General features: G+C 69.1%; 23 protein-coding genes. 9 read left to right on the top strand and 14 right to left on the bottom strand.

The window, feature by feature from the left end; translation table 11 throughout:
• Nucleotides 1–30 precede the first annotated feature (30 nt).
• From fldA to EJ913_RS06990, 4 genes are all read right to left on the bottom strand, one after another.
• On the bottom strand, nucleotides 31–513 hold the full coding sequence (fldA, locus tag EJ913_RS07005; protein WP_126996182.1) for a flavodoxin FldA: 483 nt from the start codon (nucleotides 511–513) through the stop codon (nucleotides 31–33).
• Nucleotides 514–785: 272 nt separating this feature from the next.
• Complete coding sequence (gene phbB, locus EJ913_RS07000; RefSeq protein ID WP_126996180.1) at nucleotides 786–1,508, bottom strand: acetoacetyl-CoA reductase; 723 nt, start codon at nucleotides 1,506–1,508, stop codon at nucleotides 786–788.
• A gap of 155 nt (nucleotides 1,509–1,663) precedes the next feature.
• The gene (locus EJ913_RS06995; protein ID WP_126996178.1) at nucleotides 1,664–2,839 is read right to left on the bottom strand and encodes an acetyl-CoA C-acetyltransferase; all 1,176 of its coding nucleotides are present in this window, start codon (nucleotides 2,837–2,839) and stop codon (nucleotides 1,664–1,666) included.
• Nucleotides 2,840–2,950: 111 nt separating this feature from the next.
• Nucleotides 2,951–4,180 carry an alpha/beta fold hydrolase gene (locus EJ913_RS06990; protein ID WP_244939275.1) on the bottom strand — a complete coding sequence of 410 codons (1,230 nt, stop codon included), beginning with the start codon at nucleotides 4,178–4,180 and terminating at the stop codon, nucleotides 2,951–2,953.
• Nucleotides 4,181–4,712: 532 nt separating this feature from the next.
• Between EJ913_RS06990 and phaR the strand changes: the two genes are divergently transcribed.
• Nucleotides 4,713–5,339 (top strand): polyhydroxyalkanoate synthesis repressor PhaR, encoded by a 627-nt coding sequence (phaR, locus tag EJ913_RS06980; protein ID WP_126996176.1) that lies wholly within the window; start codon nucleotides 4,713–4,715, stop codon nucleotides 5,337–5,339.
• Nucleotides 5,340–5,547: 208 nt separating this feature from the next.
• Nucleotides 5,548–5,766: a hypothetical protein gene (locus EJ913_RS06975; RefSeq protein ID WP_126996174.1), complete on the top strand. Its 219-nt coding sequence runs from the start codon at nucleotides 5,548–5,550 to the stop codon at nucleotides 5,764–5,766.
• A gap of 30 nt (nucleotides 5,767–5,796) precedes the next feature.
• Here the strand turns inward: EJ913_RS06975 and EJ913_RS06970 are convergent, their stop codons facing one another.
• The 10 genes from EJ913_RS06970 to EJ913_RS06925 all read right to left on the bottom strand — a co-directional run bounded on the left by EJ913_RS06970 (nucleotide 5,797) and on the right by EJ913_RS06925 (nucleotide 15,060).
• The gene (locus EJ913_RS06970) at nucleotides 5,797–6,117 is read right to left on the bottom strand and encodes a hypothetical protein (protein WP_126996172.1); all 321 of its coding nucleotides are present in this window, start codon (nucleotides 6,115–6,117) and stop codon (nucleotides 5,797–5,799) included.
• A 223-nt stretch (nucleotides 6,118–6,340) separates the two neighbouring features.
• Nucleotides 6,341–7,279, bottom strand: coding sequence for a ribose-phosphate pyrophosphokinase (locus tag EJ913_RS06965; RefSeq protein ID WP_126996171.1), 939 nt, complete (start codon nucleotides 7,277–7,279; stop codon nucleotides 6,341–6,343).
• A gap of 208 nt (nucleotides 7,280–7,487) precedes the next feature.
• On the bottom strand, nucleotides 7,488–7,922 hold the full coding sequence (locus EJ913_RS06960; RefSeq protein WP_126996169.1) for a bacteriohemerythrin: 435 nt from the start codon (nucleotides 7,920–7,922) through the stop codon (nucleotides 7,488–7,490).
• Between the two features lie 122 nt (nucleotides 7,923–8,044).
• A complete protein-coding gene (gene pgeF, locus EJ913_RS06955; protein ID WP_126996167.1) occupies nucleotides 8,045–8,812 on the bottom strand; it encodes a peptidoglycan editing factor PgeF in 768 nt (255 codons plus the stop codon).
• A gap of 62 nt (nucleotides 8,813–8,874) precedes the next feature.
• Entirely contained in the window at nucleotides 8,875–9,996 is a 1,122-nt protein-coding gene (locus tag EJ913_RS06950; RefSeq protein WP_126996165.1) for a class I SAM-dependent methyltransferase, read from the bottom strand.
• On the bottom strand, nucleotides 9,993–10,805 hold the full coding sequence (gene lgt / locus EJ913_RS06945; protein WP_126996163.1) for a prolipoprotein diacylglyceryl transferase: 813 nt from the start codon (nucleotides 10,803–10,805) through the stop codon (nucleotides 9,993–9,995). The genes EJ913_RS06950 and lgt overlap by 4 nt, the downstream gene beginning before the upstream one ends.
• A gap of 11 nt (nucleotides 10,806–10,816) precedes the next feature.
• Complete coding sequence (gene rfaD, locus EJ913_RS06940) at nucleotides 10,817–11,803, bottom strand: ADP-glyceromanno-heptose 6-epimerase (RefSeq protein WP_126996161.1); 987 nt, start codon at nucleotides 11,801–11,803, stop codon at nucleotides 10,817–10,819.
• A 74-nt stretch (nucleotides 11,804–11,877) separates the two neighbouring features.
• Entirely contained in the window at nucleotides 11,878–13,575 is a 1,698-nt protein-coding gene (leuA, locus tag EJ913_RS06935) for a 2-isopropylmalate synthase (RefSeq protein WP_126996159.1), read from the bottom strand.
• A gap of 394 nt (nucleotides 13,576–13,969) precedes the next feature.
• Nucleotides 13,970–14,689 carry an LrgB family protein gene (locus EJ913_RS06930; protein WP_126996157.1) on the bottom strand — a complete coding sequence of 240 codons (720 nt, stop codon included), beginning with the start codon at nucleotides 14,687–14,689 and terminating at the stop codon, nucleotides 13,970–13,972.
• Complete coding sequence (locus EJ913_RS06925) at nucleotides 14,686–15,060, bottom strand: CidA/LrgA family protein (protein ID WP_126996155.1); 375 nt, start codon at nucleotides 15,058–15,060, stop codon at nucleotides 14,686–14,688. The genes EJ913_RS06930 and EJ913_RS06925 overlap by 4 nt, the downstream gene beginning before the upstream one ends.
• 218 nt (nucleotides 15,061–15,278) lie before the next feature.
• Here EJ913_RS06925 and EJ913_RS06920 point away from each other — a divergent pair, with 218 nt between their 5' ends.
• The 7 genes from EJ913_RS06920 to EJ913_RS06890 all read left to right on the top strand — a co-directional run bounded on the left by EJ913_RS06920 (nucleotide 15,279) and on the right by EJ913_RS06890 (nucleotide 24,503).
• The gene (locus EJ913_RS06920) at nucleotides 15,279–16,055 is read left to right on the top strand and encodes an SRPBCC family protein (RefSeq protein ID WP_126996153.1); all 777 of its coding nucleotides are present in this window, start codon (nucleotides 15,279–15,281) and stop codon (nucleotides 16,053–16,055) included.
• Complete coding sequence (locus tag EJ913_RS06915; RefSeq protein WP_126996151.1) at nucleotides 16,052–17,233, top strand: zinc-dependent alcohol dehydrogenase; 1,182 nt, start codon at nucleotides 16,052–16,054, stop codon at nucleotides 17,231–17,233. Before EJ913_RS06920 ends, EJ913_RS06915 begins: the two co-directional genes overlap by 4 nt.
• Before the next feature lie 13 nt (nucleotides 17,234–17,246).
• On the top strand, nucleotides 17,247–17,501 hold the full coding sequence (locus EJ913_RS06910; RefSeq protein WP_126996149.1) for a hypothetical protein: 255 nt from the start codon (nucleotides 17,247–17,249) through the stop codon (nucleotides 17,499–17,501).
• A gap of 311 nt (nucleotides 17,502–17,812) precedes the next feature.
• A complete protein-coding gene (locus tag EJ913_RS06905; RefSeq protein ID WP_126996147.1) occupies nucleotides 17,813–19,519 on the top strand; it encodes a methyl-accepting chemotaxis protein in 1,707 nt (568 codons plus the stop codon).
• A 223-nt stretch (nucleotides 19,520–19,742) separates the two neighbouring features.
• Nucleotides 19,743–21,623: a malto-oligosyltrehalose trehalohydrolase gene (treZ, locus tag EJ913_RS06900; protein ID WP_126996145.1), complete on the top strand. Its 1,881-nt coding sequence runs from the start codon at nucleotides 19,743–19,745 to the stop codon at nucleotides 21,621–21,623.
• 26 nt (nucleotides 21,624–21,649) lie between these two features.
• Nucleotides 21,650–23,689, top strand: coding sequence for an amylo-alpha-1,6-glucosidase (locus EJ913_RS06895; protein WP_126996143.1), 2,040 nt, complete (start codon nucleotides 21,650–21,652; stop codon nucleotides 23,687–23,689).
• 481 nt (nucleotides 23,690–24,170) lie between these two features.
• Nucleotides 24,171–24,503 carry a hypothetical protein gene (locus EJ913_RS06890; RefSeq protein ID WP_126996141.1) on the top strand — a complete coding sequence of 111 codons (333 nt, stop codon included), beginning with the start codon at nucleotides 24,171–24,173 and terminating at the stop codon, nucleotides 24,501–24,503.
• Nucleotides 24,504–24,632: the final 129 nt, after the last annotated feature.

Here is a 24,632-nt window from a genome sequence, read left to right as displayed (position 1 = left end):
CCGGCCCCCTCGACCGCAGCGTCGCCGGGTTCACGTCAACTGGCCGATCCATGCCGTGATCCGCTTGTCGGTTCTGGAGGACTGGTTGTCCTGGTCCAGCGCCAGGCCGACGAAGCGCCCGTCGCGCTCGGCTGTCGAGGCCGAATGGTCATAGCCGTCCGTGTCGGTGAAGCCGACGACGACGGCGCCCTGCGCCACGACGTGGTCGTAGAGGATGCCCATGGCGTCCACGAAGGACTCCGGGTAGTTCACCTGATCGCCGGTGCCGAACAGCGCCACCTTCTTGCCGGTCAGGTTGGCCGACTTCAGCGTCTCCAGATTCGCGTCCCAATCCGATTGCAGGTCGCCGTTGCCGTAGGTGGGGGCGCCGAGGATCAGCAGGTCGCTGTTCTCGAAATCCGACACGCTCGCCGCCTTGATGTCCAGCGCGATGCCCTGGATCTTCTTGGCGATGCGGGAGGCAACCTGCTTGGTCGCGCCGGAATCGGACCCGTAAATCACGGTGATGCTCATACCTTGCTCTCTCTGCACAGAGGTTGTCGGGCGGATGCGGCGCGGTCGAGGCTCGGAGCGGCGCCGACCTCTTGACAATAATGCAAGTGCGAGTCAGTCGCAATAAATATCCTTAAGAAAATTATGGATGCTGTGGGCGGCATCTGGTGGCGGCGCGGCGCTTCGATCCGGCCAAGAAAAAACCCCTCCCCCGCAAGGCGCGGGGAAGGGGCTTCGAAGGTCGAGTGTCGCTGTGGAACCCGGTACCCCGCGCGTGCGCGGAGACGCCGGGATCAGTACATGTGCTGGCCGCCGTTGACCGACAGGGTCGAGCCGGTCATGAAGCCGTTGTCGTCGTCCACCAGATACAACACCGCCTTGGCGATCTCCGAGGCGCGGCCGAGACGGCCGACCGGGATGCGGGCGACGATCTTCTCCAGCACGTTGGCCGGAACCGCCCGCACCATGTCGGTGTCGATGTAGCCGGGGGCGATGGCGTTCACCGTGATGCCCTTGGCGGCGCTTTCCTGCGCCAGGGCCTTGGTGAAGCCGTGGATGCCCGACTTGGCGGCGGCATAGTTGACCTGACCGTACTGGCCGGCCTGGCCGTTCACCGAACCGATGTTGACGATGCGGCCGAAATTGCGCTCGCGCATCCCGTCGATGACGTTGCGGCACATGTTGAAGCAGGAGGACAGGTTGGTGTGGATCACCGCCTCCCACTGCTCGTAGGTCATGCGGTGCATGACGCCGTCGCGCGTGATGCCGGCGTTGTTGATCAGCACGTCGACCGGGCCGAGATCGGCCGTGATCGTGGCGATGCCGTCCTTGCAGGCGTCGAAGCTCGATACGTCGAACTTGTAGGCCGGAATGCCGGTGCGGGCGGTGAATTCCTTCGCCGCCTCGTCGTTGCCGGCGTAGGTGGCGGCGACGGCATAGCCGGCGCCCTTCAGGGCGACGGCGACAGCCTCGCCGATGCCGCGGGTGCCACCCGTGACGACTGCAACACGAGCCATTGTGTTTCTCCCCAGTGTAAACGGTCTGTTTTGGTTGGTTTTTTCTTGCTCTTGGTTCGGGCTTGCGCCCCGCCGGTCACCGTCACGCTGCGGCCCCGGCGTTCCGTCGGGGCCGCCCGCCCGTCTTTGGGAGGCAGGCGGCCCAAATCGTCAGATCAGTCGCGCTGGACGCAGAGGGCGATGCCCATGCCGCCGCCGATGCACAGCGTGGCGAGGCCCTTCTTGGCGTCGCGCTTCTGCATTTCGAACAGCAGCGTGGTCAGCACGCGGGCGCCGGACGCGCCGACCGGATGGCCGAGCGCGATGGCGCCGCCGTTGACGTTGACCTTGGCCGTGTCCCAGCCGAGATCCTTGTTGACCGACAGCGCCTGGGCGGCGAAGGCCTCGTTCGCCTCGATCAGGTCGAGGTCGTCGACGGTCCAGCCGGCCTTTTCCAGCGCCTTGCGCGAGGCCGGGATCGGCCCGGTGCCCATGATCGACGGATCGACGCCGGCCGTGGCCCAGGAGACGATGCGGGCCAGCGGGGTGACGCCGCGCTTGGCCGCGTTCTCCGCGCTCATCAGCACCAGGGCGGCGGCGCCGTCGTTGATGCCGGAGGCGTTGCCGGCGGTCACGGTGCCGTCCTTGGAGAAGGCCGGGCGCAGCTTGGCCAGGCTCTCGGCGGTGGTGCCGTGCTTGGGATACTCATCCTCCGACACGACGACGTCGCCCTTGCGGCCCTTGATGGTGACCGGGACGATCTCGTCCTTGAAGCGGCCGGCCTTCTGGGCGGCCTCGGCCTTCTGCTGCGAGGAGGCCGCGAAGGCGTCCTGCTCGTCGCGGGTCAGCTGCCACTTGGTGGCGACGTTCTCCGCCGTCGTGCCCATGTGGTAGCCCTTGAAGGCGTCGGTCAGGCCGTCCTTCAGCATGGTGTCCAGCAGCTCCGCCGAACCCATCTTGGTGCCGTTGCGCAGGTGCATGACGTGCGGCGCTTGGCTCATGCTCTCCTGGCCGCCGACGACCAGAACCTCGGCGTCGCCGTTCTTGATCGCCTGATAGCCCAGGGCCACCGCGCGCAGGCCGGAGCCGCAGAGCTGGTTGATGCCGAAGGCGGTCGCCTCGACGGGGATGCCGGCGTTGACGGCGGCCTGGCGGGCCGGGTTCTGGCCCTGGCCGGCGGTCAGGATCTGCCCCAGGATGACCTCATCCACCTCCGCGGCGTCGGTCTTGGCGCGGGCGAGCGCCTCACGGATCGCGACCTCGCCCAGGACATGGGCGGGGACGCTGCTCAGCGCGCCGTTGAAGCTGCCGACGGGCGTGCGCGCGGCACCGGCAATGACGACCTCGGTCATGGTAACGCTCCTCAAATGGGACAGTTTTATTATGGCGCTGATTGGACGCTCGGAGTGCATCCACCTTAAGACGCTCAACCCGCCCAATGCAAGGTGCCAGAAAGGGGGCGGCTATCCTGTCGCAGTCAGCCAATCGGCAAGAGGTCGCCACACTCCCGTCTCGGCGCCGGCGCTCACCACCATGCCGATGTGTCCCAGTGGCGGCACGAGGACTTGCGCACCGGGTATGACCTTTGGCAGAGCCATCGCCGAGGCCGGCGGAACGATGCGGTCCTTTTCCGGGATCAGCGCCAGCGTCGGGACCCGGATGCGGGTCGGATCGACCGGCAGCCCGCCGACCAGCCAGTTGCCCGCCGCCGTGTCGTTGCGCCCGTACCAGCCGGCCAGCGCGTCGCGCGCCACCCCGGCGACCAGCGGCACGCCGTCGTTCAGCCAGTCCTCCAGCGCGACGAAGCCCTGGGCGCCCCGGCTGGCCGGGTCCATGCGGGCGAACTGCGCGAACTTCTTCAGCGCCAGCAGAGGGTCGAGCTGGGCGAACAGGGCCTGGAGCGCGTCGGTCGGCAGCTCCCCCCAGCGTTCCAGCGCCGGGCCGTAGGGCTGGAAGAAGGCGGCGGCGCGGCGCGCGGTGGCGGCGTCCTCGGCGTGGAAGTCCCAGGGCGTCGCCAGCAGCACCAGCCCGGCGACCGATTTGGGCCGCCGCAGGGCCAGCGCAGCGGTCAGCAGCCCGCCCATGCAATAGCCGGCGATGGGCACCGGGCGCCCATGCATCTCGACCACGACGTCGAGCGCGCGCTCCAGCCGGCCGGCGATGTAGTCGGTCAGGGTGTAGCGGCGCTCCAGCGGCCCCGGCGTGCCCCAGTCGACCAGCAGCGGGCGGAGACCCCGGCCCGACAGCCAGCGCATCAGGCTCTTGCCCGGCGACAGGTCGAGGATGTAGTGGCGGTTGACCAGCGAGGGCACGAACAGCACCGGCCGCCCGGACGGCGGGCCGTAGTCGAGCAGCCGGGTGGCGCCCTCCGTCCACAGCACCGGCGGGTCGGGCAGGTCGCGGCGGTAGGGGTGGTGGCGGTAACGCTCGATCCCGGTCAGGAAGGCGTCGATCCGCCGCCGCGTCTCGGCGTCAACCGCCCGGTTGAGATCCTCGGCGGCGCCGGGCCGGCTTTCCCGCTGGGCGATCTGGCGGCGCAGTTCCTCCGCCCGGCCGCGCAGCGGCGGCTTCCATGGCAGCGAGCCGCTCCTCAAGAGCGGCAATCCGCCCGAGGAGCTGAGCAGCGTCGCCATCACCAGATTCAGGTGCAGGCCGAGCGGGCGCGGACCGAGCCGCCGCGGCTGCGCCGTCATCGGGTTGCCCTTTGGCCGCCGGTGCGGCCTCCTCCCGTGCGGGGTGTGGTGTGGTCTGCGGCCATGCGTGGTACGGCGCTGGGTTGACGGGCGGGCGCGGGTCCCAGCCGGTTCCGGGCGTTCCGGAAAGGCCGAAACCCGCCGGTCCGAAGGCGAGGGGCGCCAGCGCCGCCGCTCCCTGGCCCATCATCTGGAACAGCCGGGCCATCATGTCCGCCGTCTCGGGATCGGCGGCGGTCGCCGACCATTGGTCCTGCCAGAGGTCGAGATAGCGGCGCGCCAGCGTTTCCAGGGACGGGAGGTCGGGATCGGACGGGTCGGCCATGACCATCAGTATAGGCAATGCGGTGTGAACTTGACCAGCGTCGCATCGAGCGACCCACAACCGTCATACAAAAGTCTGGCAAAAGCCTGGGCGGGTGCGACCGCACGCCCCATGTGGCGGCGCAACGCTGGACAAATTGCTATCCCTTCGAGTAGTCCTAAGCACGGAACGATTTCCGCCGAACGTCCCTTCTTGAAAGACTCCGCGATGGCCGACAAGGAAGACCAGAAGTCCGCTCTGATCACGATCAAGAAGTACGCCAACCGCCGGCTCTACAACACGGCGACCAGCAGCTACGTGACGCTCGACCATCTTTGCCAGATGGTCAAGGACGGTCTTGATTTCGTGGTCTACGACGCTAAGACGGGGGAGGACATCACCCGTTCGGTGCTCACCCAGATCATCGTCGAGGAAGAGAGCAAGGGCCAGAACCTTCTGCCCATCAGCTTCCTGCGCCAGTTGATCGGCTTCTACGGCGACAACATGCAGTCGGTGGTGCCGCGCTATCTGGAATATTCGATGCAGGCCTTCTCCCGCAACCAGGAGCAGGTGCGCGATTATTTCCAGAACACGCTGGGCGGCATGTTCCCCTTCGGCCGGCTGGACGAGGTGAGCAAGCAGAACATGGCGCTGTTCGAGCGCGCCATGCGCATGTTCACCCCCTTCGGCGTCGCCGGTTCGGAGGATCCGCCAGCGGCCCCCGGCGCCGCCCGTCCGGCCGCCCCGCCGACGACGGCTGGCGGCCACACCTTCGATGAGCTTCAGAAGCAGATCGACGAATTGCAGAAGCAGATCGCCAGCATCGCCAAGCCGGTCAAGACCGACACGAAATAGCCGGTTTTCAGGCGGGGGCGGAATCGGCTGGTGTGATCCTGGTCACGGCCGGGGGCACGAGCGAAGGCGGGGATCATACCCCGCCTTTTTTGTTGCGCGGGATAGGGCATCGGCGCAGCGTTCGGGCACAGGGGCAGCGTTTTCTTCCACGCGCTGTTGTCGGTCGAAGAGACCGGCGGCGGACGCCGGTACCCAGAAGGAACCGATCATGACCACCGAACTCACCGTGTCCATCAGCCTGCAATCCGACGACCCGCACGCCGCCAGCCGGTTCGAGAACGCGTTGCGCGACTGGCTTGCACGGCAGCCGGGGGTGACCGGCATGGCCGTCGCCGAGCCGGGCGGCGAGGCGGCGAACGCGCATGTCTGGCGCGCCGCCCGCAAGGAGGCCTTCGGCCCCAGCCTGAAAAATCCGTTCGCGCCGTAAAGCGCCGGTCCGATTGCGTCCGGGACGCGGTTACTTCCGGCCGTCGCCGTAGCGGCGGCAGTCGCGCTCGTCGCTTCCCCGTTCGGCCCGGCCGCCGTTGGAGGTGCGGTAGCCGGGGTCGTCGCATTGCCCGTTGTTGGCGTAGCGCCGCTCGTCCCGGTAGTCCCGCTCACGGCCGTAGCCGCCGCTGTATCCCTTGCGGTGGCCGTAATCCCGCCGGTCGTAGCGGTTGTCGTCGTCGTCGGAATCGCCGGCGGTCACCGCCAGCAGCCCGATGCCGACCACGGCCGCGCCGAGCAGCAGGGCTCCGGCCGTGTCGTCGGACCCGTTGTTCGCGCAGGCCGACGTCATCAAGGAGGCCGTAAGCGCAACGATGGTGAGTGCTCTGAAGCGCATGGGTCCGGTCCTCGTCGGCTTGTTCAACGGATGAACAGGTCCGGGACCGATTGTCTTCCATACAATCGAACCGCCGCAATCGGGATTTACGGCAATTGCTTCGTAACCAAAAGAAAACGGCCCCTCTTCCCCGGCGTGGGGAGGAGGGGCCGCTTGAACTGGCGAGGAAACGAACGGTTTACGAGAACAGGCTCGACACCGAACGCTCCTCGCTGATGCGCGCGATGGCTTCGGCGATCAGCGGGGCGATGGTCAGTTGACGGGTGTTGCGCGACACGCGCACCGCCTCGGTCGCCTGGATGCTGTCGGTGGTGATCAGGTTCTCCAGCGGCGACACCGCGACGCGGGCGACGGCACCGCCCGACAGGACGCCGTGCGTGCAGTAGGCGTGGACCGACTTGGCCCCGGCCTCCATCAGCGCGACGGCGGCGTTGCACAGCGTGCCGCCCGAATCGACGATGTCGTCGATCAGGATGCAGCGGCGGCCATTGGCGTCGCCGATGATGTTCATCACCTCCGACACGCCGGCGCGCTCGCGCCGCTTGTCGATGATGGCGAGGTCGGCGTCCAGGCGCTTGGCCAGCGCGCGGGCGCGCACCACGCCGCCGACGTCCGGCGACACGATGGTGACCTCACCCACGTTGCCTTCGAAGGACTGGCGGATGTCCTTCTCGAAGACCGGGGCGGCCATCAGGTTGTCGGTCGGGATGTCGAAGAAGCCCTGGATCTGGCCAGCGTGCAAATCCATCGTCAGCACGCGGTTGGCGCCGGCCTGGGTGATCAGGTTGGCGACCAGCTTGGCCGAGATGGGCGTGCGCGGGCCGGTCTTGCGATCCTGGCGGGCGTAGCCGTAATAGGGAATGACCGCCGTGATGCGCCGGGCCGACCCGCGACGCAGCGCGTCGATGGTCACCAGCAGTTCCATCAGGTTGTCGTTGGCCGGGAACGAGGTCGACTGGACGACGAACACGTCCTCGCCGCGCACGTTCTCCAGGATCTCGACGAACACCTCCATGTCGGAGAAGCGACGCACGCTGGCCTTGGTCAGCGGGACGCCCAGACATGTGGAGATCGCCTCGGCCAGCGGACGGTTGCTGTTGCCGGCAAGCACCTTCATCGGAGTCGGCTCTCTTTGCAGGGAAACGGCTCAAGTGCGCCCGCCGCTGCCGCGCCGTCGCCCCTTGAAAACGGGGCGGACCATAACAAAGGGTGGTGCCTATGTAAACGTTCCATGACGGTGCGCGCGGGTCGGGCGAAGGATGCCGCCCTGCGTCGGCGGCATGGCCGGCCGCCGGCCGGGCGGTGCGGTCGGTTACCGGCTCCGCTTATCGGCAGAGCGCCTGCATCAGTCCCGGTGTCCTGGCGATGTACCGCTTCACCGGCAGGTCGCCCTTGACGAAATGATCCATGAACCAGAACGGCAGGAGTTGGTCCGCCTTGCCCTTGGCGTAGCCGAAGGCGAAGGCCGATTCCCGCGCCTCGACCTGCGCGATGATGTCGCCCAGCAGCACGATCAGCCGGCGATGCTGCATGCGATGCTCGGCCAGTTGGGGGTAGCGGATGACGGTCTGGAGCTTTTCCTCCCGCTCGAAATGGCGGAAGGACAGGTCGCGCATCCGCTCCAGCAGCGCCACGGCCCGCAGGCGCTGGTCGTCCTCGCCGGGCAGGGCCAGGAAATGGCGGATCAGCTCGTGCAGCCGGTGGTGGTCGTCATCGAGGGCGCCCCGGTCGATGGACATCGCGTCGCGCCATTCCAGCATCCACGGCCCTCCCGTCCGGCATCGCGCAGGATGCGGCAGACCCGCATCATCGCGCGAAACCGGATGGGTCGCAATCGCTTGAAACGCCTATTGCTAATATGCCGAACGACAGCGGGCCGGCGTCAGGCCTGCAACACGATGGAGGACAGGCCGCGCCCGTAATCCGCCTCGCCCTTCAGGCAGGAGCGGCGGTAGCTGAAGAAGCGGTCCTCCTCCGCCACCGTGTCGTTGGGGCAGCGCTGGACCACCGCGACTCCGGCGTCGCCCAGCCGCCGGGTGACGTAGGCGGCCAGATCGAACAGGAAATGCCCCGGCTTGCGGGCGGGGGCGAAATAGTCGCGGTTGCGCTCGTCCTCCTCCAGGAAGGGGGCGGGGAATTCGGGGCCGACCTCGTAGGAGCGCTGGGCGATGCAGGGGCCGATGCAGGCGACGATGCGGTTGGGCTTGGCGCCCAGTTCGACCATCTGCGCCACGGTCGCCTCCAGCACGCCGCCCCTGGCGCCTTTCCAGCCGGCGTGGGCGGCGCCGATGACGCGGGCCTTGGTGTCGGCGAACAGCACCGGCGCGCAGTCGGCCGTCAGGATGCCCAGTGCGATGCCGGTCTGGCGGGTCACCATGGCGTCGGCGCGCGGCGCGGAATCGGGAGCCCACGGCTCGTCCACCACGACGCAGGTCGGGCTGTGGACCTGATGACAGGTGACGAGGTGGCTGGGCGGCACCTCCATCCGGGTCGCGGCGCGGGCGCGGTTCTCATGCACGGCGGCGGGCGCGTCGGAGGAGCCGAGGCCGCAGTTCAACGAGGCGTAGAGCCCGGTCGAAACCCCGCCGGTGCGGGTGAAAAAGGCGTGGCGGATGTGGGTGATGTCGTTCAGCGCGCCGAGTGTGATCACGAACGCCGTCCTTCCCTGTCAGTCCCGGAGCCGATTGCCTCGGCCCCCCGTTTCGGCTTCCCTCAGGCCAACGCGAAGCCCGCCGGGGCGTTCCCCTGGGCGAACAGGCCGGGTGTGGCAAAAGCGAGCGCTTTGAACAGCTTGCCCATTTGTTCCGGTTCGATCAAGCGGGCCAGTGCGGCGCGGATGTCGGCCGCCTGCTTCGGCGTCGCCCTGGCCGACAGGGCGGCGGCGCGCTGGCGGATGCCGAGCCGTTCCAGCCACTCCCCCTGGTCCACCGGCAGGAAGGCGTCGGCCCCGGCCGCTCGCGCGGCGGCGGCGAGCGCCGCGAAATCGACATGCGCGGTCAGGTCGGCCTCGCCGGGATCGTCCAGCACCGGGGCGTAGGCGTGGCGGCGCAATGCCTGGAGCGTGTCGCCCACCGCCGGCCCGTGAGTGTAGCCGTAATCGATGGCCAGCGCCGCGCCGGGATGCGCCGCGAGCCGTGCGCCGATGGTGCCGGCGACGCTGAGCGAGGCGGGGGAGACCTCGACGACGCTGCCGTCGGGCGAGTCGCGCAGGGATTCGGGCACCAGCCGGTTGCCGGAACTGCCGAAGGCCTCCAGCACGAAGCGGAAGCGGGGAGCGTCCTCCGTCCCGGCCGGGTCGAGATCGACCAGCCGCTCGAACCAGCCATGGGGGGTCTTCTGGATCTGGCGGATCGGCAGGGCGTCGAAGAACTCGTTGGCGACCAGCAGGGTGGGGCCCTCGGGCACGTCCTCCAGCCGGTCGTGCCAGTGGACCGCGACTCCGCTCAGTGTCTCGCGCTGGCGGGCGCGCAAGCTCGGGCTGGTCTCGACCAGATGGACCGTGGCGGCCTGGGCGAAGGCGGGGACCATGGCGGCGGCGCGCAGCGCGTCGCGCATCAGGGTGCCGCGTCCGGGGCCGAGCTCGATCAGGTGGAAGGGGGCGGGGCCGCCCAGCCGCGCCCAGGTGTCGACGCACCACAGCCCCACCAGTTCGCCGAACATCTGGCTGATTTCCGGCGCGGTGGTGAAGTCGCCGCCCGCCCCGAAGGGGTCTTGGCGCATGTAGTAGCCGAAACGCGGGTGCCCCAGCGCCTCGCCCATGAAGGCGCCGACGCTGAGCGGCCCGTCCACCACGATCCGGCGGGCCAGCAGCCGGGCGAGCGTCTCGCCGCTCATGCCGGCAGCGGGGTGCCGCGGCGCCCGTTGCGCAGCACCAGCCACAGCCCGACCGCCAGCATCGGCAGCGACAGGATCTGGCCCATCGTCGCCCCGGCGAACAGGAAGCCCAGCTGCGGGTCGGGCTCGCGGAAGAACTCCACGGCGATGCGCGACAGGCCGTAGCCGATGAAGAACAGCCCGCCCACCGTGCCGGGGCGGTGGCGGATCGCCGGGGTGTGCATGGCGATTGCCAGCAGGATGAACAGGGCCAGCCCTTCCAGCCCGGCCTCGTAGAGCTGGCTGGGGTGGCGCGGCACCTGGAGCGGATCGCGCGGGAACACCATGGCCCAGGCGAAATCGGGGGCCGGGCGGCCGTAGAGCTCGCCGTTGATGAAGTTGGCGATGCGGCCGAAGAACAGCCCGATGGGCGCGCAGGCGGCGACGATGTCGCCGAAGACGAAGGCCGAGACCTTGCGGCGCCAGCAGAACAGCGCGATGGCGAGCAGCACCCCGGTCATCCCGCCGTGGAACGACATGCCGCCGTGCCAGACCTGGAGCGCGTCGAGCGGGTTCGCCGCGTAGTAGGGGAAGTTGTAGAACAGCACGTAGCCCAGCCGGCCGCCCAGGATGGTGCCGATCACCGCCCAGGTCAGGAAGTCGTCGAAATCCTCCGGCGAGGGCTTGCCGTCGTCGAGCCGGGCCAGACGCAGGCAGTAGCGCCAGCCCAGCACGAAGCCGGCCAGATAGGCCAGCGCGTACCAGCGGATGACGACCGGCCCGACCGCGAGGGCGACCGGGTCGATGGCGGGAAACGGGATGGCCAGCATGGAAACTCCGCTCAGCGGTACGGGTCGGGTTGCGACAGGAAATCCTGCACGTAGCGCCGGACGCCCTCTTCCAGCTCGGTGAAGGGCTGGTCGAATCCGGCGGCGCGCAGACGCTCCGTCTTCGCTTGCGTGAAATATTGGTATTTGCCGCGCAGATGCTCGGGCATGTCGAAGTACTCCACACGGGGGGGGATCCCCAATGCGTCGTAGGTCGCCAAGGCCAAGTCCTTGAAACTGCGGGACTTTCCGGTGCCGACGTTGAACAGGCCGCTGACGTCGGCGTGGTCGTAGAGCCAAAGCATGACCGCCACGCAGTCGTCCACGTGGATGAAGTCGCGCAGTTGGCCGCCGTCCGCGAAGCCGTCTTTGTGCGATTTGAACAGGCGGGCGGGCTGGCCGGCGACGAGCTGCGGGTGCAGCTTGGCGACCACGCTCATCATGTCGCCCTTGTGGGCCTCGTTGGGGCCGTAGACGTTGAAGAACTTCAGCCCGGCCCATTGCGGCGGCACCAGATCGCCCTCGGCCACGGTGCGGGCGACGCGGCGGTCGATCAGGTGCTTGGACCAACCATAGGCGTTGAGCGGGCGCAGCTTCGCCAGCCCCTCGCAGGAGCCGTCGTCGTCGAAGCCGGCCGAGCCGTCGCCGTAGGTCGCGGCGGAGGAGGCATAGATCAGCCGGCAGCCGCGCCACGCGCACCAGCGCCACAGATCCAGCGTAAGAGCGACGTTGTTGGCGACGATCTTGTCGACGTCGCGCTCGGTGGTGGCGGAGATGGCGCCGAGGTGGAAGATCGTGTCGATCTCGGCGGCGTGCTGGTCGAGGAAGGCCAGGGTGTCCTCGGGCCGGACCAGGGTAGCAAGTTCGCGCTTGGCGAGGTTCTGCCATTTGTCGCCGTCGCGGAAACGGTCGACCACCGCGACGTTGACGATCCCGCGCGCCGCCAGCGCCGCGACGAGGTTGGAGCCGATGAAGCCGGCCCCGCCGGTGACCACGATCATGCCGCTGCCCGCTGTTGCTTGACGCTTCGGGGTCTTATAGGCGGGGCGGGGCGTGGGGGCAACCGCTGCCGGACTTACCGCACCGCCCGGTTCGCCGCGCTGACCAGCGCGCGCAGGCTCGCCGTCACGATGTCGGCGTCGATGCCGACGCCGAACAGGGTGCGGTCGTCGCCGGTCTTGACCTCGACATAGGCGCAGGCCTGGGCGTCCTCGCCCTCGCCGATGGCGTGCTCGCGGTAGTCCAGCACGTGCAGGTCCAGCCCGCAGCCCTGGCGCAACGCGTCCACGAAGGCGTCGATCGGCCCCTTGCCCGAGCCCTTGATGGTCGAGACCTTGCCGTCGCGCTCCACCACCGCGTTCAGCACGCGCGGGCCGGAGTTGGGGCCGCGCGGCTCGGTCGAATGCTCGATCAGGGCCAGCGGGGTCTCGGCGTCCAGGTACTCGGCCTTGAAGGCGGCGTGGATGTTGGTCGGCGACAGCTCCTTGCCGGTCTCGTCGGCGACGCGCTGGACGATCTTGGAGAACTCGATCTGCAGACGGCGCGGGATCTGCAGCCCATAGTCCTTCTCCAGCACGTAGGCGATGCCGCCCTTGCCCGACTGGCTGTTGATGCGGATCACCGCCTCGTAGCTGCGGCCCAGATCCTGCGGGTCGATGGGCAGGTAGGGGACCTCCCACTTGCCGGTGTTGGACTTGGTCAGCGCCTTCAGCCCCTTGTTGATCGCGTCCTGGTGCGAGCCGGAGAAGGCGGTGAACACCAGCTCGCCGGCGTAGGGGTGGCGCGGGTGGACCGGCAGCTGCGTGCAGTATTCCGAGACGCGGACGATCTCGTTGATGTCGTCGATGGCCAAGCCCGGATCGACGCCCTGGGTGAACATGTTCAGCGCCAGGGTGACCACGTCGACGTTGCCGGTGCGCTCGCCGTTGCCGAACAGCGTGCCCTCGACGCGGTCGGCGCCGGCCAGCAGGCCCAGCTCGGCCGCCGCGACGCCGGTGCCGCGGTCGTTGTGCGGGTGCAGCGAGATGATGGCGCTCTCCCGGTTCTTCATCGTCTTGCAGAACCATTCGATCTGGTCGGCGTGGACGTTCGGCATCGACATCTCGACCGTCGAGGGCAGGTTCAGGATGATCCTGCGCTCGGGCGTCGGCTGCCAGACCGCCATCACCGCCTCGCAGATCTCGACGGCGAAGTCCAGCTCGGTGCCGGTGAAGCTTTCCGGCGAGTATTGCAGGACGATCTCGGTCTCCGGCGTCTCGTCGGCCAGTTGCTTGATCAGCTTGGCGCCCTGGACGGCGATGTCGACGATGCCCTGGCGGTCCATGCCGAAGACGACGCGGCGCTGCAACTCGGAGGTTGAGTTGTACAGGTGGACGATGGCGCGCTTGGCGCCCTTGATGCCCTCGAAGGTGCGGCGGATCAGCTCCTCGCGCGCCTGGGTCAGCACCTGGATGGTGACGCCGTCGGGGATCTTGCCGCCGTCGATGATCTCGCGGCAGAAGTCGAAATCGGTCTGCGAGGCGGCCGGGAAGCCGACCTCGATCTCCTTGAAGCCCATGCGCAGCAGCGTGTCGAACATGGCGCGCTTGCGGTCCGGCCCCATCGGCTCGATCAGCGCCTGGTTGCCGTCGCGCAGGTCGACCGAGCACCACACCGGCGCCTTGTCCAGCACGCGCGACGGCCATTGGCGGTCGGTCAGCGGCACGGGCGCGAAGGGGGTGTACTTGTCGGCGGACTTGGTCTTGGGAGCGGCGAAGGCGGTGGTGGCGGTCATGATGGCGTCTGGCTCCTGTGTGCCCCGGATCGCGGTGCCCGGATCATTGTGTCCTGGGGTGCGGATCGGACGGGGCGTCTTCGGCGGAAAAGGTTGGGGCCGGCGAGGCGTACGGCCGTCGAGCCGCCGGGTGTGGCTCAACGACCGCTGCTAAGTCGCAGCCCCGGCCTCGGCCGGGCGGAGCGGGTGCGGGGATCGCTCATGATATGGAAGAACTTCGACCAGTGACGGCAGGAGGACGAACGCGCTTACCCGGACGCTTCAGAGCGCCGGGCAGGTAAGAAGAAGAGCGGTCGTGCGGTCGATGCAGGTCATGGCGCGCACTGTGCGCAGGTGCGGCATCGCTGTCAAGCGCCGGATTGCGGGCTTCGCCAATCATTGCCGGAAAAGAGCGTCACCAGAAAAGGTGATACAGCGTCGGCAGCAGCAGCGCCGTCGCCAGCCCGTTCAGCCCCATGCCGAGCCCCGCGAAGGCGCCGGCCACTTCGTTGACCTGGAGCGCGCGGGCGGTGCCGATGCCGTGCGCCGCCACCCCCATGCCGAAGCCGCGCGCCCGCCAGTCCTTCACCCGCACGAGGTTCAGCACCCAGGTGCCGAAGGTGGCGGCGATGATCCCGGTCAGGATGACGAAGACGGCGGTCAGCGAGGGCAGGCCGCCGATCTGCTCGGCCACGCCCATGGCGATGGGGGAGGTGACCGATTTCGGCGCCATCGACAGCAGCGTCGCCTTCGACCCCCCGAAGGCCCAGGCCAGCGCCACCGCGCTCAGCGCCGAGGCGGCCGACCCCACCAGCAGCGCCACCGCCATCGCCAGGGCGGAGCGGCGGACCTCGCGGAACTGGTTGTAGAGCGGCACCGCCAGCGCGACCGTCGCCGGTCCCAGCAGAAAATGCACGAACTGCGCGCCCGCGAAATAGGTGCGGTAGTCGATCCCCGAGACGCTCAACGCCAGCGCCAGCAGCAGAACGGCGATCAGCACCGGGTTCAGCACCGGGCGCCGGCCGAACCGCTCGAACACCCACAGCCCCGCCTGATAGGCGACCAGCGTGACGGTCAGCCCGGCCAGCGGGCTGGCCGACATGTAGACCCAGATTTCGTAGAGGTCGCCGTTCACGGCCGGTCCTCCGTCGCGCTCGTCTCGGCATCGGGGGTGGGCCGCACCAGCGCCGCCATCACCTTCGCGGTCACGGCGACGCCGAACAGCGTGCTGCCGAACAGGGCGACGACGATGGGCAGGGCCTCGGCACCCAGGCGCTCCATGTGGGCCATGACGCCGACGCCGGCCGGGATGAACAGCAGCGACAAGTGGCGCAGGATGCCGCCCGCCGTCTCCTGCACCGCGTTCGGCACGCCGCCGCGCAGCATCAGCCCGGCGAACAGGATCAGCATGCCCAGCACCGGCCCCGGCACCGGCAGATGCGCCACGCGGGCGATCAGCTCCCCCGCCAACTGGCAGAGCAGCAGAATGGTCAAGGTTCCAAGCATGGGCGGCGGGCTCCGGGGGCTGGCTGGCGGGGGATGCGGACGATATTGCACCGCAACCGGCCGCCGTTGCACCGGCGGACCGTCCCGCCGCCGGTCGATCAGCCATGCGGTTTCGGCGGCTTCGTCGGGGGTGCCGCCGCGAAATCGGGGAAACGAAGCCGCAGCCCGGCTGTTGTTCTTCATCCGCAGGGATTGAAGGCTGACAGAGGGAGAATGGCATGGCGTCGAACAGTCTGTCCGCGTCGCATCGAGCGGCCGTTGGGCCGGCGTTGCGCGCATCCGGCCGCGCCGGGATGGCGGGGCGCTGGGCCGCGATGCTGGGCGGCACGGCGTTGGGGCTGCTCGGCGCGCGGCGCGGCGGTTGGGGCGGCATCGCGCTGGGCGCGGTCGGGGCCGGGTTGTTCCTGGCCGGGGCGACCGGCGGACCCCTGGCCTTGCCGACCGTAGTGCTTCCGGCCGGGATCCTGCCCCGGCGTCGCCCGCACCGCACGCCCGAGCGCACCCAGAGCGTCGTTACCATCGCCGCCCCGGCGGAGGAGGTCTACCGGTTCTGGCGCAACTTCGCGAACCTGCCCAAGCTGATGCCGTGGCTCGACCGGGTCGACGTGCTGTCGGCGACCGAGAGCCAGTGGATCGCCAAGGGCACGGACGGCGAGCCGGTGCGCTGGCGCGTGGCACTCGACCGCGTCGACGAGAACGAACTGCTGACGTGGCACACCGCGGGCGAGACCCCGCTGCCGCACCGCGCCTCGCTGATGCTCAAGCCCGCCCCCGGCGACCGCGGCACCGAGGTGCGTCTGACCCTGGTCCACCGCCACCCGCCGGCCGAGGTCGCCCGCCTGCTGGGCCTGACGCCCGAACGCCAAGCCCACGACGCCCTGCTGCGGCTGAAGCAGCGCATCGAGACCGGCGAGCTCTCCACCCTGGACCGCCAGCCGCACGGCAACCGGGGGCTCGGCCTCAACCCGGCCTCCCGCCTCGGGGGGGTGGAATGAGGGCGCTCTGCTGGAACGGCACCAACGACCTGCGGGTGGAGCGCGTGCCGGACCCGGTGCTGGTCAACCCGCACGACGTGATCGTCAAGGTGTCGCTGTCGTCGGTCTGCGGCTCCGACCTGCACCTGCTGGGCGGCTACGTGCCGACCATGCAGCCGGGCGACATCATCGGCCACGAGTTCCTCGGCGAAATCGTGGAGAAGGGGCCGGAGGTCCGCTACCTCAACCGGGGCGACCGCATCGTCACCGTGTCGATCATCGGCTGCGGCCATTGCGGGCATTGCCAGCACGGCGACTCCTCGCTGTGCGACAACTCCAACCCCAAGCCGGAGGCCGCGCGCGCCGCCTACGGCCATTGCGGGGCGGGCATCTTCGGCTACAGCCACGCCTTCGGCGGCTACGCCGGCAGCCACGCGGAGTACGTCCGCGTCCCCTACGCCGACTTCAACGGCTTCCGCGTGCCGGAAGGGATCACCGACGAGCAGGCGGTCTTCGTGTCCGACGCGGTGCCGACCGGCTACATGGCCGCCGACATGGCGGGCATCAAGCCGGGCGACGTGGTGGCGGTGTGGGGTTGCGGCGGTGTCGGCCAGATGGCGATGCGCAGCGCCTATCTGCTGGGCGCCGAGCGGGTCATCGGCATCGACCGCTTCCCCGACCGGCTGCGCGCCGCCCAGATGAAGGCGGGGGCCGAGCCGCTGGACTACACCCGTGTGGACGTGTTCGACGCGCTCCAGTCGATGACTGGCGGACGCGGCCCCGACGTTTGCATCGACGCGGTGGGGATGGAGGCCGACAGCGGGGCCAACGCGCTGGAGGACCTCTACGACCGCGCCAAACAGGTGGTCGGCCTGCAAAGCGACCGTCCGGCGGTGCTGCGCCAGATGATCGAGGCCTGCCGCAAGGGCGGTACCCTGTCGATCGTCGGCGTCTACGGCGGCGTCATCGACAAGTTCCCGATGGGCGCGGCGATGAACAAGGGCCTGACCTTCCGCATGGGCCAGCAGAACGGCCAGCGCTACGCCGAGCGCCTGTTCGGGCACATCGTGAAGGGGGAGCTGGACCCGTCCTACCTGATGACCCATCGCTGGTCGCTCGACGACGGGCCGAAGGGTTACCGGATGTTCAAGGACAAGGCGGACGATTGCCTGCGGGTGGTCTTCGCGCCGCACGCGTGACGGAGGGGAAACCATGGATCTGATCTACGCCTATCCCGCCGAGAAGGGCCAGGGCGTCGAAGCCGAGATCGTCGGAACCTTGCGCGACCGCTTCGGCGCCGTCGCCCAGACCGCCCGCGAGGAGCGCGACGCCGAGCACGGCGACCGCACCGACGTGTTCGTGACGCTGGAGGTCAACGACGACCGCGCCGAGGCGGCGCTCGAGGCGCTGAGGGCGCACCCGCTGGTGATCGACGCGGCGGCCCACAGCTTCGGCGAGCGGTTCTGAGCGGGTGTGTGAGCGTGCAGCCCCGATAGGGTTTCCCCTAATGGCTGCGTCATAGAGTCCCATTGGTTGTTCTAACGATCTGATTTGCCGTGGAAAATGGAGGGATGCTCCGAAACAATCTCCATTTTCGCGGTATTTTTTCTTGCCGGCCCTCGTAATTTTCGGACGCCGCAACGCAAGAGGGTAATCCTTTCGAAAGAATTGGCGGTAATGATCGAATCATCACCACCCATTCTTGTCGTGGCCGGCCGAAGAACCGAACAATTCGGCCGAATGCGACTGCATACGCTGGAATGCAGCGGAGGACCTCCATGGCGATCACCAACTGGTCTATTGCGCAGAAGCTTTATCTTCTTATCGGTGTCTTCACGGCGGTGATCGCGCTGGTCAGCGCGGTCGGGCTGGGCGGCGTCGACCGGCTCGGCAACGCCGCCGAGGAGATCAACGTGGCGGGAAGCGAGGCCGTGCTCGGCGCCCGCCTCAGCCAGAACATCCTGTCGATCAGCCGCAACGAGTTCCGCCTCGCCCTCGATCCCTCGCCCGAGCAGGTGGCCGACGTGCAGAAGGTCATCGACGACCAGCGCAAGCAGATCGCCGAGCGCGTGGCGACGCTGAAGACCACCGCCGACGCCGGCCAGATGCAGCAGATCGCGGCGCTGGAGACCGCCTACAACGCCTATGTCCCGGCGCTGGAGGAATCGCTGCGGGTCAGCCGCCAACTCGGCGCCCAGGCCGAGAACAACGACGCCCAAAAGACGATCCGCGACGCGGTGATGCGCAGCCGGCTGCTCGCCAACGAGCTGGTGAAGGTGATGCGCGCCTACACCGACAAGGCCGACAGCTTCAGCGACGAGGTGACCGCCGCCGCCCACCGCACCGCCGAGGACACCTACCGGCTGATGCTGATGGTCGCGGGGCTGGGGGTGCTGGGGGGCGGGCTGGCCGGCTGGTCGATCGCCCGCTTCACCATCGCCAAGCCGATGGCCGCCTCGGTCGACTGCCTGCGCCGTCTGGTGTCGGGCGAGTCCTCGGTGGCGGTCTACGGCGCCGGGCGCGGGGACGAGGTCGGCGCCATCGCCGGCGCGATGACCGTTTTCAAGGAGAACCTGGAGCGCAACCGCCAGCTCGAGGCCGACGCCGCCGAGACCGCCCGCCGCAACGAGATCGAACGCCGCCATATGATGAAGACGCTGGCCGACGAGTTCGAGGCGAGCATCAAGGGCATCGCCGAGACCGTCTCGGCGGCGGCGACGCAGCTCCAGGCCAACGCGGAATCGCTGTCGGCGACCGCCGAGGAGACCGCCCGGCAATCCTCCGCCGTCGCCAGCGCGACCGAGCAGGCCTCGGCCAGCGTGCAGACGGTCGCCGCCGCCTCGGAGCAGATGGGCTGCTCGATCACCGAGATCAGTCGTCAGGTGTCGGAATCCTCGCGCATCTCGCAGGACGCGGTCCACGAGGTCGAGCAGACCAACAGCACGGTGGAGGGGCTGGCCGCCGCCGCCCAGCGCATCGGCGACGTGGTCAGCCTGATCCAGAACATCGCCGCCCAGACCAACCTGCTGGCGCTGAACGCCACCATCGAGGCCGCCCGCGCCGGCGAGGCCGGCAAGGGCTTCGCCGTGGTCGCCAACGAGGTCAAGGCGCTGGCCAGCCAGACCGCCAAGGCGACGGAGGAGATCGCCACCCAGGTGTCGGGCATCCAGACCGCGACCGGCGGGGCGGTGGGCGCGATCCGGGGCATCGGCCAGACCATCGTGCGGGTCAACGGCATCGCCAACATGATCGCCACGGCGGTCGAGCAGCAGGCCGGCGCGACCCGCGAGATCGGCCGCAACGTCCAGCAGGCCGCCCAGGGCACCCAGGAGGTGGCGAACAACATCACCGGGGTGAGCCGCGCGGCGGAGGACGCCGGCGCCGCCTCGTCCGACGTGCTGACCGCCGCCGACAGCCTGAGCCGCGACGCCGAGCGCCTGACCAGCGAACTGGACGGCTTCGTCGCGCGCATCCGAGCCGCCTGACCGGGCCGATTGGCCTACCGGACGGATATCATAAGGAGATTCCGGGACAAGCGAGACCTTCGGCGGTTGGCGCCTGTTGTGGGGAACCGGTGACGCGCCGTTCTCCCATCGGCGGGCACCCCCCAACGAAGGTCAAGCCCCCGTGGATCGCTCCCCCGTCGCGTCGCCCGTTCGAGAGACTTCCGCCACATCGGGGCCGGCGATCCGTCGCCGGCCCATCGGCGTGGAAATTCTGCCCGGTGGTACCGTCCACGCCCGCGTCTGGGCGCCCAAGGCCAGGCGCGTCGATCTGGTCGTGGAAGGGAAGGGCGGGGAGGAGGAAAGCGCCGTCGCCCTGAATCCCGAAAGCGACGGATATTTCGCCGGCCCGGTTCCAGGATTGCCGGTGGGCGGGCTGTACCGCTTCCGCCTGGACGGCAAGGACACGCTCTACCCCGACCCGGCCTCGCGCTTCCAGCCGGACGGGCCGCATGGCCCCTCGCAACTGGTCGATCCGGCGGGCTTCGCCTGGACCGACGGCGATTGGTCCGGCCGCTCCATCGCCGGTCAGGTCGTCTACGAGATGCACATCGGCACCTTCACGCCCGAAGGCACCTGGGACGCCGCCTTGCGCGAGCTGCCGGCGCTGGCCGAGCTGGGCGTGACGGTGCTGGAGCTGATGCCGGTGTCCGAGTTTCCCGGCCGCTTCGGCTGGGGCTACGACGGGGTCAACCTCTTCGCGCCGACGCGGCTCTACGGCGATCCGGACGCGATGCGGCGCTTCGTCGACGCGGCGCACGGGCTGGGCCTCGCGGTGATCCTGGACGTCGTCTACAACCACTTCGGGCCGGACGGCAATTACCTGAAATGCTTCGCCGAGGGCTATTTCTCCGACCGCTACAAGAACGAATGGGGCGAGGCGATCAACTTCGACGGCCCCGATTCCGGGCCGGTGCGCGAGTACTTCATCGCCAACGCGGCCTATTGGATCGACGAGTACCGCCTCGACGGTCTGCGGCTCGACGCCACGCAGCAGATCTTCGACAGCGGCACCCCGAACATCATGGCCGAGATCTCCCGCGCCGTGCGCAGGGCCGCCGGCCGCCGCGCCACCCTGCTGGTGGGGGAGAACGAGCCGCAGCACGCCTCCCTGGTCCGGCCGGTGGAGGACGGCGGCTGCGGGCTGGACGCGCTGTGGAACGACGACTTCCATCACTCGGCCATGGTCGCCCTGACCGGGCGGAGCGAGGCCTATTACAGCGACTACCGGGGCACGCCGCAGGAGTTCGTCTCGGCGATGAAGCACGGCTTCCTCTTCCAGGGCCAATGGTACGGCTGGCAGAAGCAGGACCGGGGCATGCCGGCCTTCGGGGTGCCGCGCCCGGCCTTCGTCACCTTCCTGCAGAACCACGACCAGATCGCCAACTCCGGCCGGGGCCTGCGCCTGCACGCGCTGACCTCGCCGGGGCGGCTGCGGGCGATGACCGCGCTGACGCTGCTCGGCCCCGGCACGCCGATGCTGTTCCAGGGCCAGGAGTTCGCTGCCAGCGCGCCCTTCCTTTACTTCGCCGACCACACGCCCGAGCTGGCCGCCTTGGTCGCCAAGGGCCGCGCCGAGTTCCTGACCCAGTTCCCCAGCCTGTCCAGCCCGGAGATGCAGGCCCGGCTGGCGCCGCCCGCCGCCGAGGAGAGCTTCCGCCGCTCCAAGATCGACCATGGCGAACGCGCCGCCCACGCCGAGACCTGGGCCTTGCACCGCGACCTCCTGCGCCTGCGCCGGGAGGATCCGGCCTTCGCCGCCCAGCGTCCCGGCGGGCTGGACGGCGCGGTTCTGGGGGAGGAGGCCTTCGTCCTGCGTTTCTTCGGGGGCAGCGAAGACCGTGAGGATGCGGGCGACCGGCTGTTGCTGGTCAATCTCGGTCGCGACCTGATTCTCCGGGTCCTGGCCGAGCCGCTGCTGGCGCCGCCGTTGGGGAAGCGCTGGTCGCTGCTGTGGTCCAGCGAGGCGCCGGATTACGGCGGCTGCGGCGCGGCGCCGCTGGAGGGCGAGGATCGGTCCTGGCGTCTGCCGGGCCACGCCGCTCTCGTTCTGGTGCCGGTCGTGCAGGCTACCCCCACCCCCTGAACTCGCCACAACGAAGCGGGAGCATCATGGCTGATTTCGTTCGTACCCTGTCGCGCGACGTCCTGACCGCCGGTCCCGAGGCCGCGCAGACCCGCGAGTGGCTGGTCGCCAACGGGCTGGGGGGCTACGCCTCCGGCGCCGTGTCGGGGGCGGTGACGCGCCGCTACCACGGGCTGCTGGTCGCCGCCCTCCCGGCGCCGCTCGGCCGCGTGCTGATGCTGAGCCAGCTCAGCGAGATCGTGGTCGAGGCCGACGGCTCCGAATACTGGCTGAGCGGCCACGACCCCGGCCCCGACCCGCGCGCCGTGGAGAAGCCGGCCACCCTGCTGGAATTCCGCATGGAGGAAGGGCTGCCGGTCTGGCGCTTCCGCGCCGACGGGGCGGTGATCGAGAAGCAGATCGTCCTGCCGCACGGCCAGAACATCGTCCACGTCACCTACCGGGTGATCGAGGCGGAAAAGCCGGTGCAGCTCCGCCTGCGCCCGGTGCTGGCCTTCCGCGCGTTGGAATCGGCGGTGGACCACCCGCTGGCCCGCGACTACCGGGTGACCGCCGCCGGGCAGCGCTACGAGGTCTCGGCCGGTCCCGACCTGCCGGTGCTGCGCATGATCATCGAGGGTGCCGATTTTCCGATGACGCTGGACGGCGGCATCCGGCGCGAGGTGTTCTACAGCGTCGAGGCCGAGCGCGGCTACACCTCGCACGGGTCGCTGTGGACGCCAGGCTATTTCAGCGGCGAGATCGCCGCCGGCCAGAGCATCACCTTCGCCGCCGCGACCGAGGAGTGGTGGCGGCTGGAGGCGCTGCCGCCGTCCGACGTGTTGGGCTTCGAGGCGGAGCGGCGCCGCCGCATCGCCGCCAACGCCCACCCGGCCCTGCGCCACGGCCCGATGGCGGAGCTGGTGCTGTCGGCCGACAGCTTCCTGTTCGTGCCCGCCGGCCGCGTCGCCGACCAGATGCGCGCGCGCGCCGAGGGCGATGAGGTGCGCACGGTGATCGCCGGCTATCACTGGTTCACCGACTGGGGCCGCGACACCATGATCGCGCTGGAGGGGCTGACGCTGTCCACCGGCCGCCAGAGCGAGGCCGGCTGGATCCTGCGCACCTTCGCCCATTACATCCGCGACGGGCTGATCCCCAACATGTTCCCCGACGGCAAGGACCGGGGCCTTTACCACACCGCCGACGCGACGCTGTGGTTCTTCCACGCGCTGAACCGCTACCTGCGCGCCACCGGCGACCGCGACACGCTGCGGCTGCTGATCCCGAAGCTGCTGGACGTGATCGAGCACCACCGGCGCGGCACCCGCTTCGGCATCGGCGTCGATTCCAAGGACGGGCTGCTGCGCCAGGGGCAGGAGGGCTACCAGCTGACCTGGATGGACGCCAAGGTCGACGACTGGGTGGTCACGCCCCGCCGGGGCAAGGCGGTGGAGATCAACGCGCTGTGGTACAACGCCCTGCGCCTGATGGCCGGCTGGCTGCGCGAGGAGGGCCGCGAGGACGAGGCGCAGCCGCTCGACCGCATGGCGGAGCAGGCGCGGGTGTCCTTCAACGAGCGCTTCTGGTGCGCGTCCGCCGGCCATTTGTTCGACGTGGTGGACGGCGAGCACGGCAACGACGTGGCCTGCCGCCCCAACCAGATCTTCGCGGTGTCGCTCGACAACCCGGTGCTCGACCGCGAGCGCTGGGACCCGGTAGTGGAGACGGTGCGGAGCCGGCTGCTGACGCCGCTCGGCCTGCGCTCCCTGGCGCCCGGCTGCCGGGACTACAAGGCCAAGTATTTCGGCGACCTGCGCGCCCGCGACGCCGCCTATCACCAGGGCACCGTCTGGGGCTGGCTGATCGGCCCCTTCGTGGACGCGTGGCTGAAGCTGCACCCGGAGGACAAGGCGGGCGCGCGCGGCTTCCTGGAAGGCTTCCTGCCCCATCTGGACGAGGCCGGCATCGGCACCATCAGCGAGATCTTCGACGCCGAGGCGCCGTTCCAGCCGCGCGGCTGCATCTCGCAGGCTTGGAGCGTGGCGGAGGTTCTGCGCTGCTGGGTGAAGACCGAACCGACGTAAACGAAGGGGGCAATTCGAACGTCATAGCCTTCCGCCGACGGTCCGGAAAAACTGGGCCGTTGGTGGAATGCCTTCCGTCCACAGTTGTCAACAGGGCACAGTGTGACTCTGAATCTTCACATTGTGGGGTGTGGTCCAGAATCCGATTGACACGTCTGGGGTGGCCGGGGCAGGGCTAAAGGTGGTTTTTCCATGCAGATCAATGGCTTAATATGTTTGCCTAGAAAACAGGCAAACACCCCCTGACCCTTGAATCCCCTGTGGCGAATCGGACATACCACGGTCTTTTCAACACACTTATCCACAGAGTCTGTGGAGAGAGTCTCGCCGCACTGCGGTATGCCTATGGTGGCAGGCCCTTTGGCGCGAGATTGCGCCCAATGGATTAAACAGTTTGGATTTTAGTTCAATCCGCAAAACGGGCCTATAGTTCACCCTGCTTTTTCCGGTGCCGCGACCCCGCCGTGCCGGAGGTGCCCTGATGGAGGTGCCGATGCAGGACGTCGCCGGCATGGTGGGCGTGCCGGGCCGCAATCGCTGGATGCGGGCCCGGCCGGTGGGCGAACGACGCCGAGTCGCTTCCTTCGTCGCGCCCGCGCTGGCGGCGACGGTGGCGACGGCCTTGATTCTTCATCTGCTGACGGAGCTGGCGCTGCTTCTGCCGGTGGCCGATGCGCTGGGCGCCGTGTCGGTGCTGGTCGGGATGGCGGCGGTTCTGGTCACGCTGCTTCCCTTCACCGTGCTGTGGGCGCGCCGCGCGCAGCGGGCGTGGTCCGCCGACTGGCCGGCGCCGGAGCGTCGTCGCCTGGGCTGAGCCGGTTTGGGTTGCCCGGCTGATTCGATTGCTTGGCCGGTTTCGGTTGCTCCCCATGGCGGCTTGCGGGTTTAATCCGCGAACCTGCGGCGTCGCGCCGTGGCGATGGCGCAGCGTTGGAGCGGATGA

It is taken from the genome of Azospirillum doebereinerae (genome assembly GCF_003989665.1).
In the GTDB taxonomy this organism is placed as follows: Bacteria; Pseudomonadota; Alphaproteobacteria; order Azospirillales; family Azospirillaceae; genus Azospirillum; species Azospirillum doebereinerae.
The sequence above is the reverse complement of the archived record's forward strand: the minus strand, read 5'-3'. Positions and strand labels throughout refer to the sequence as shown.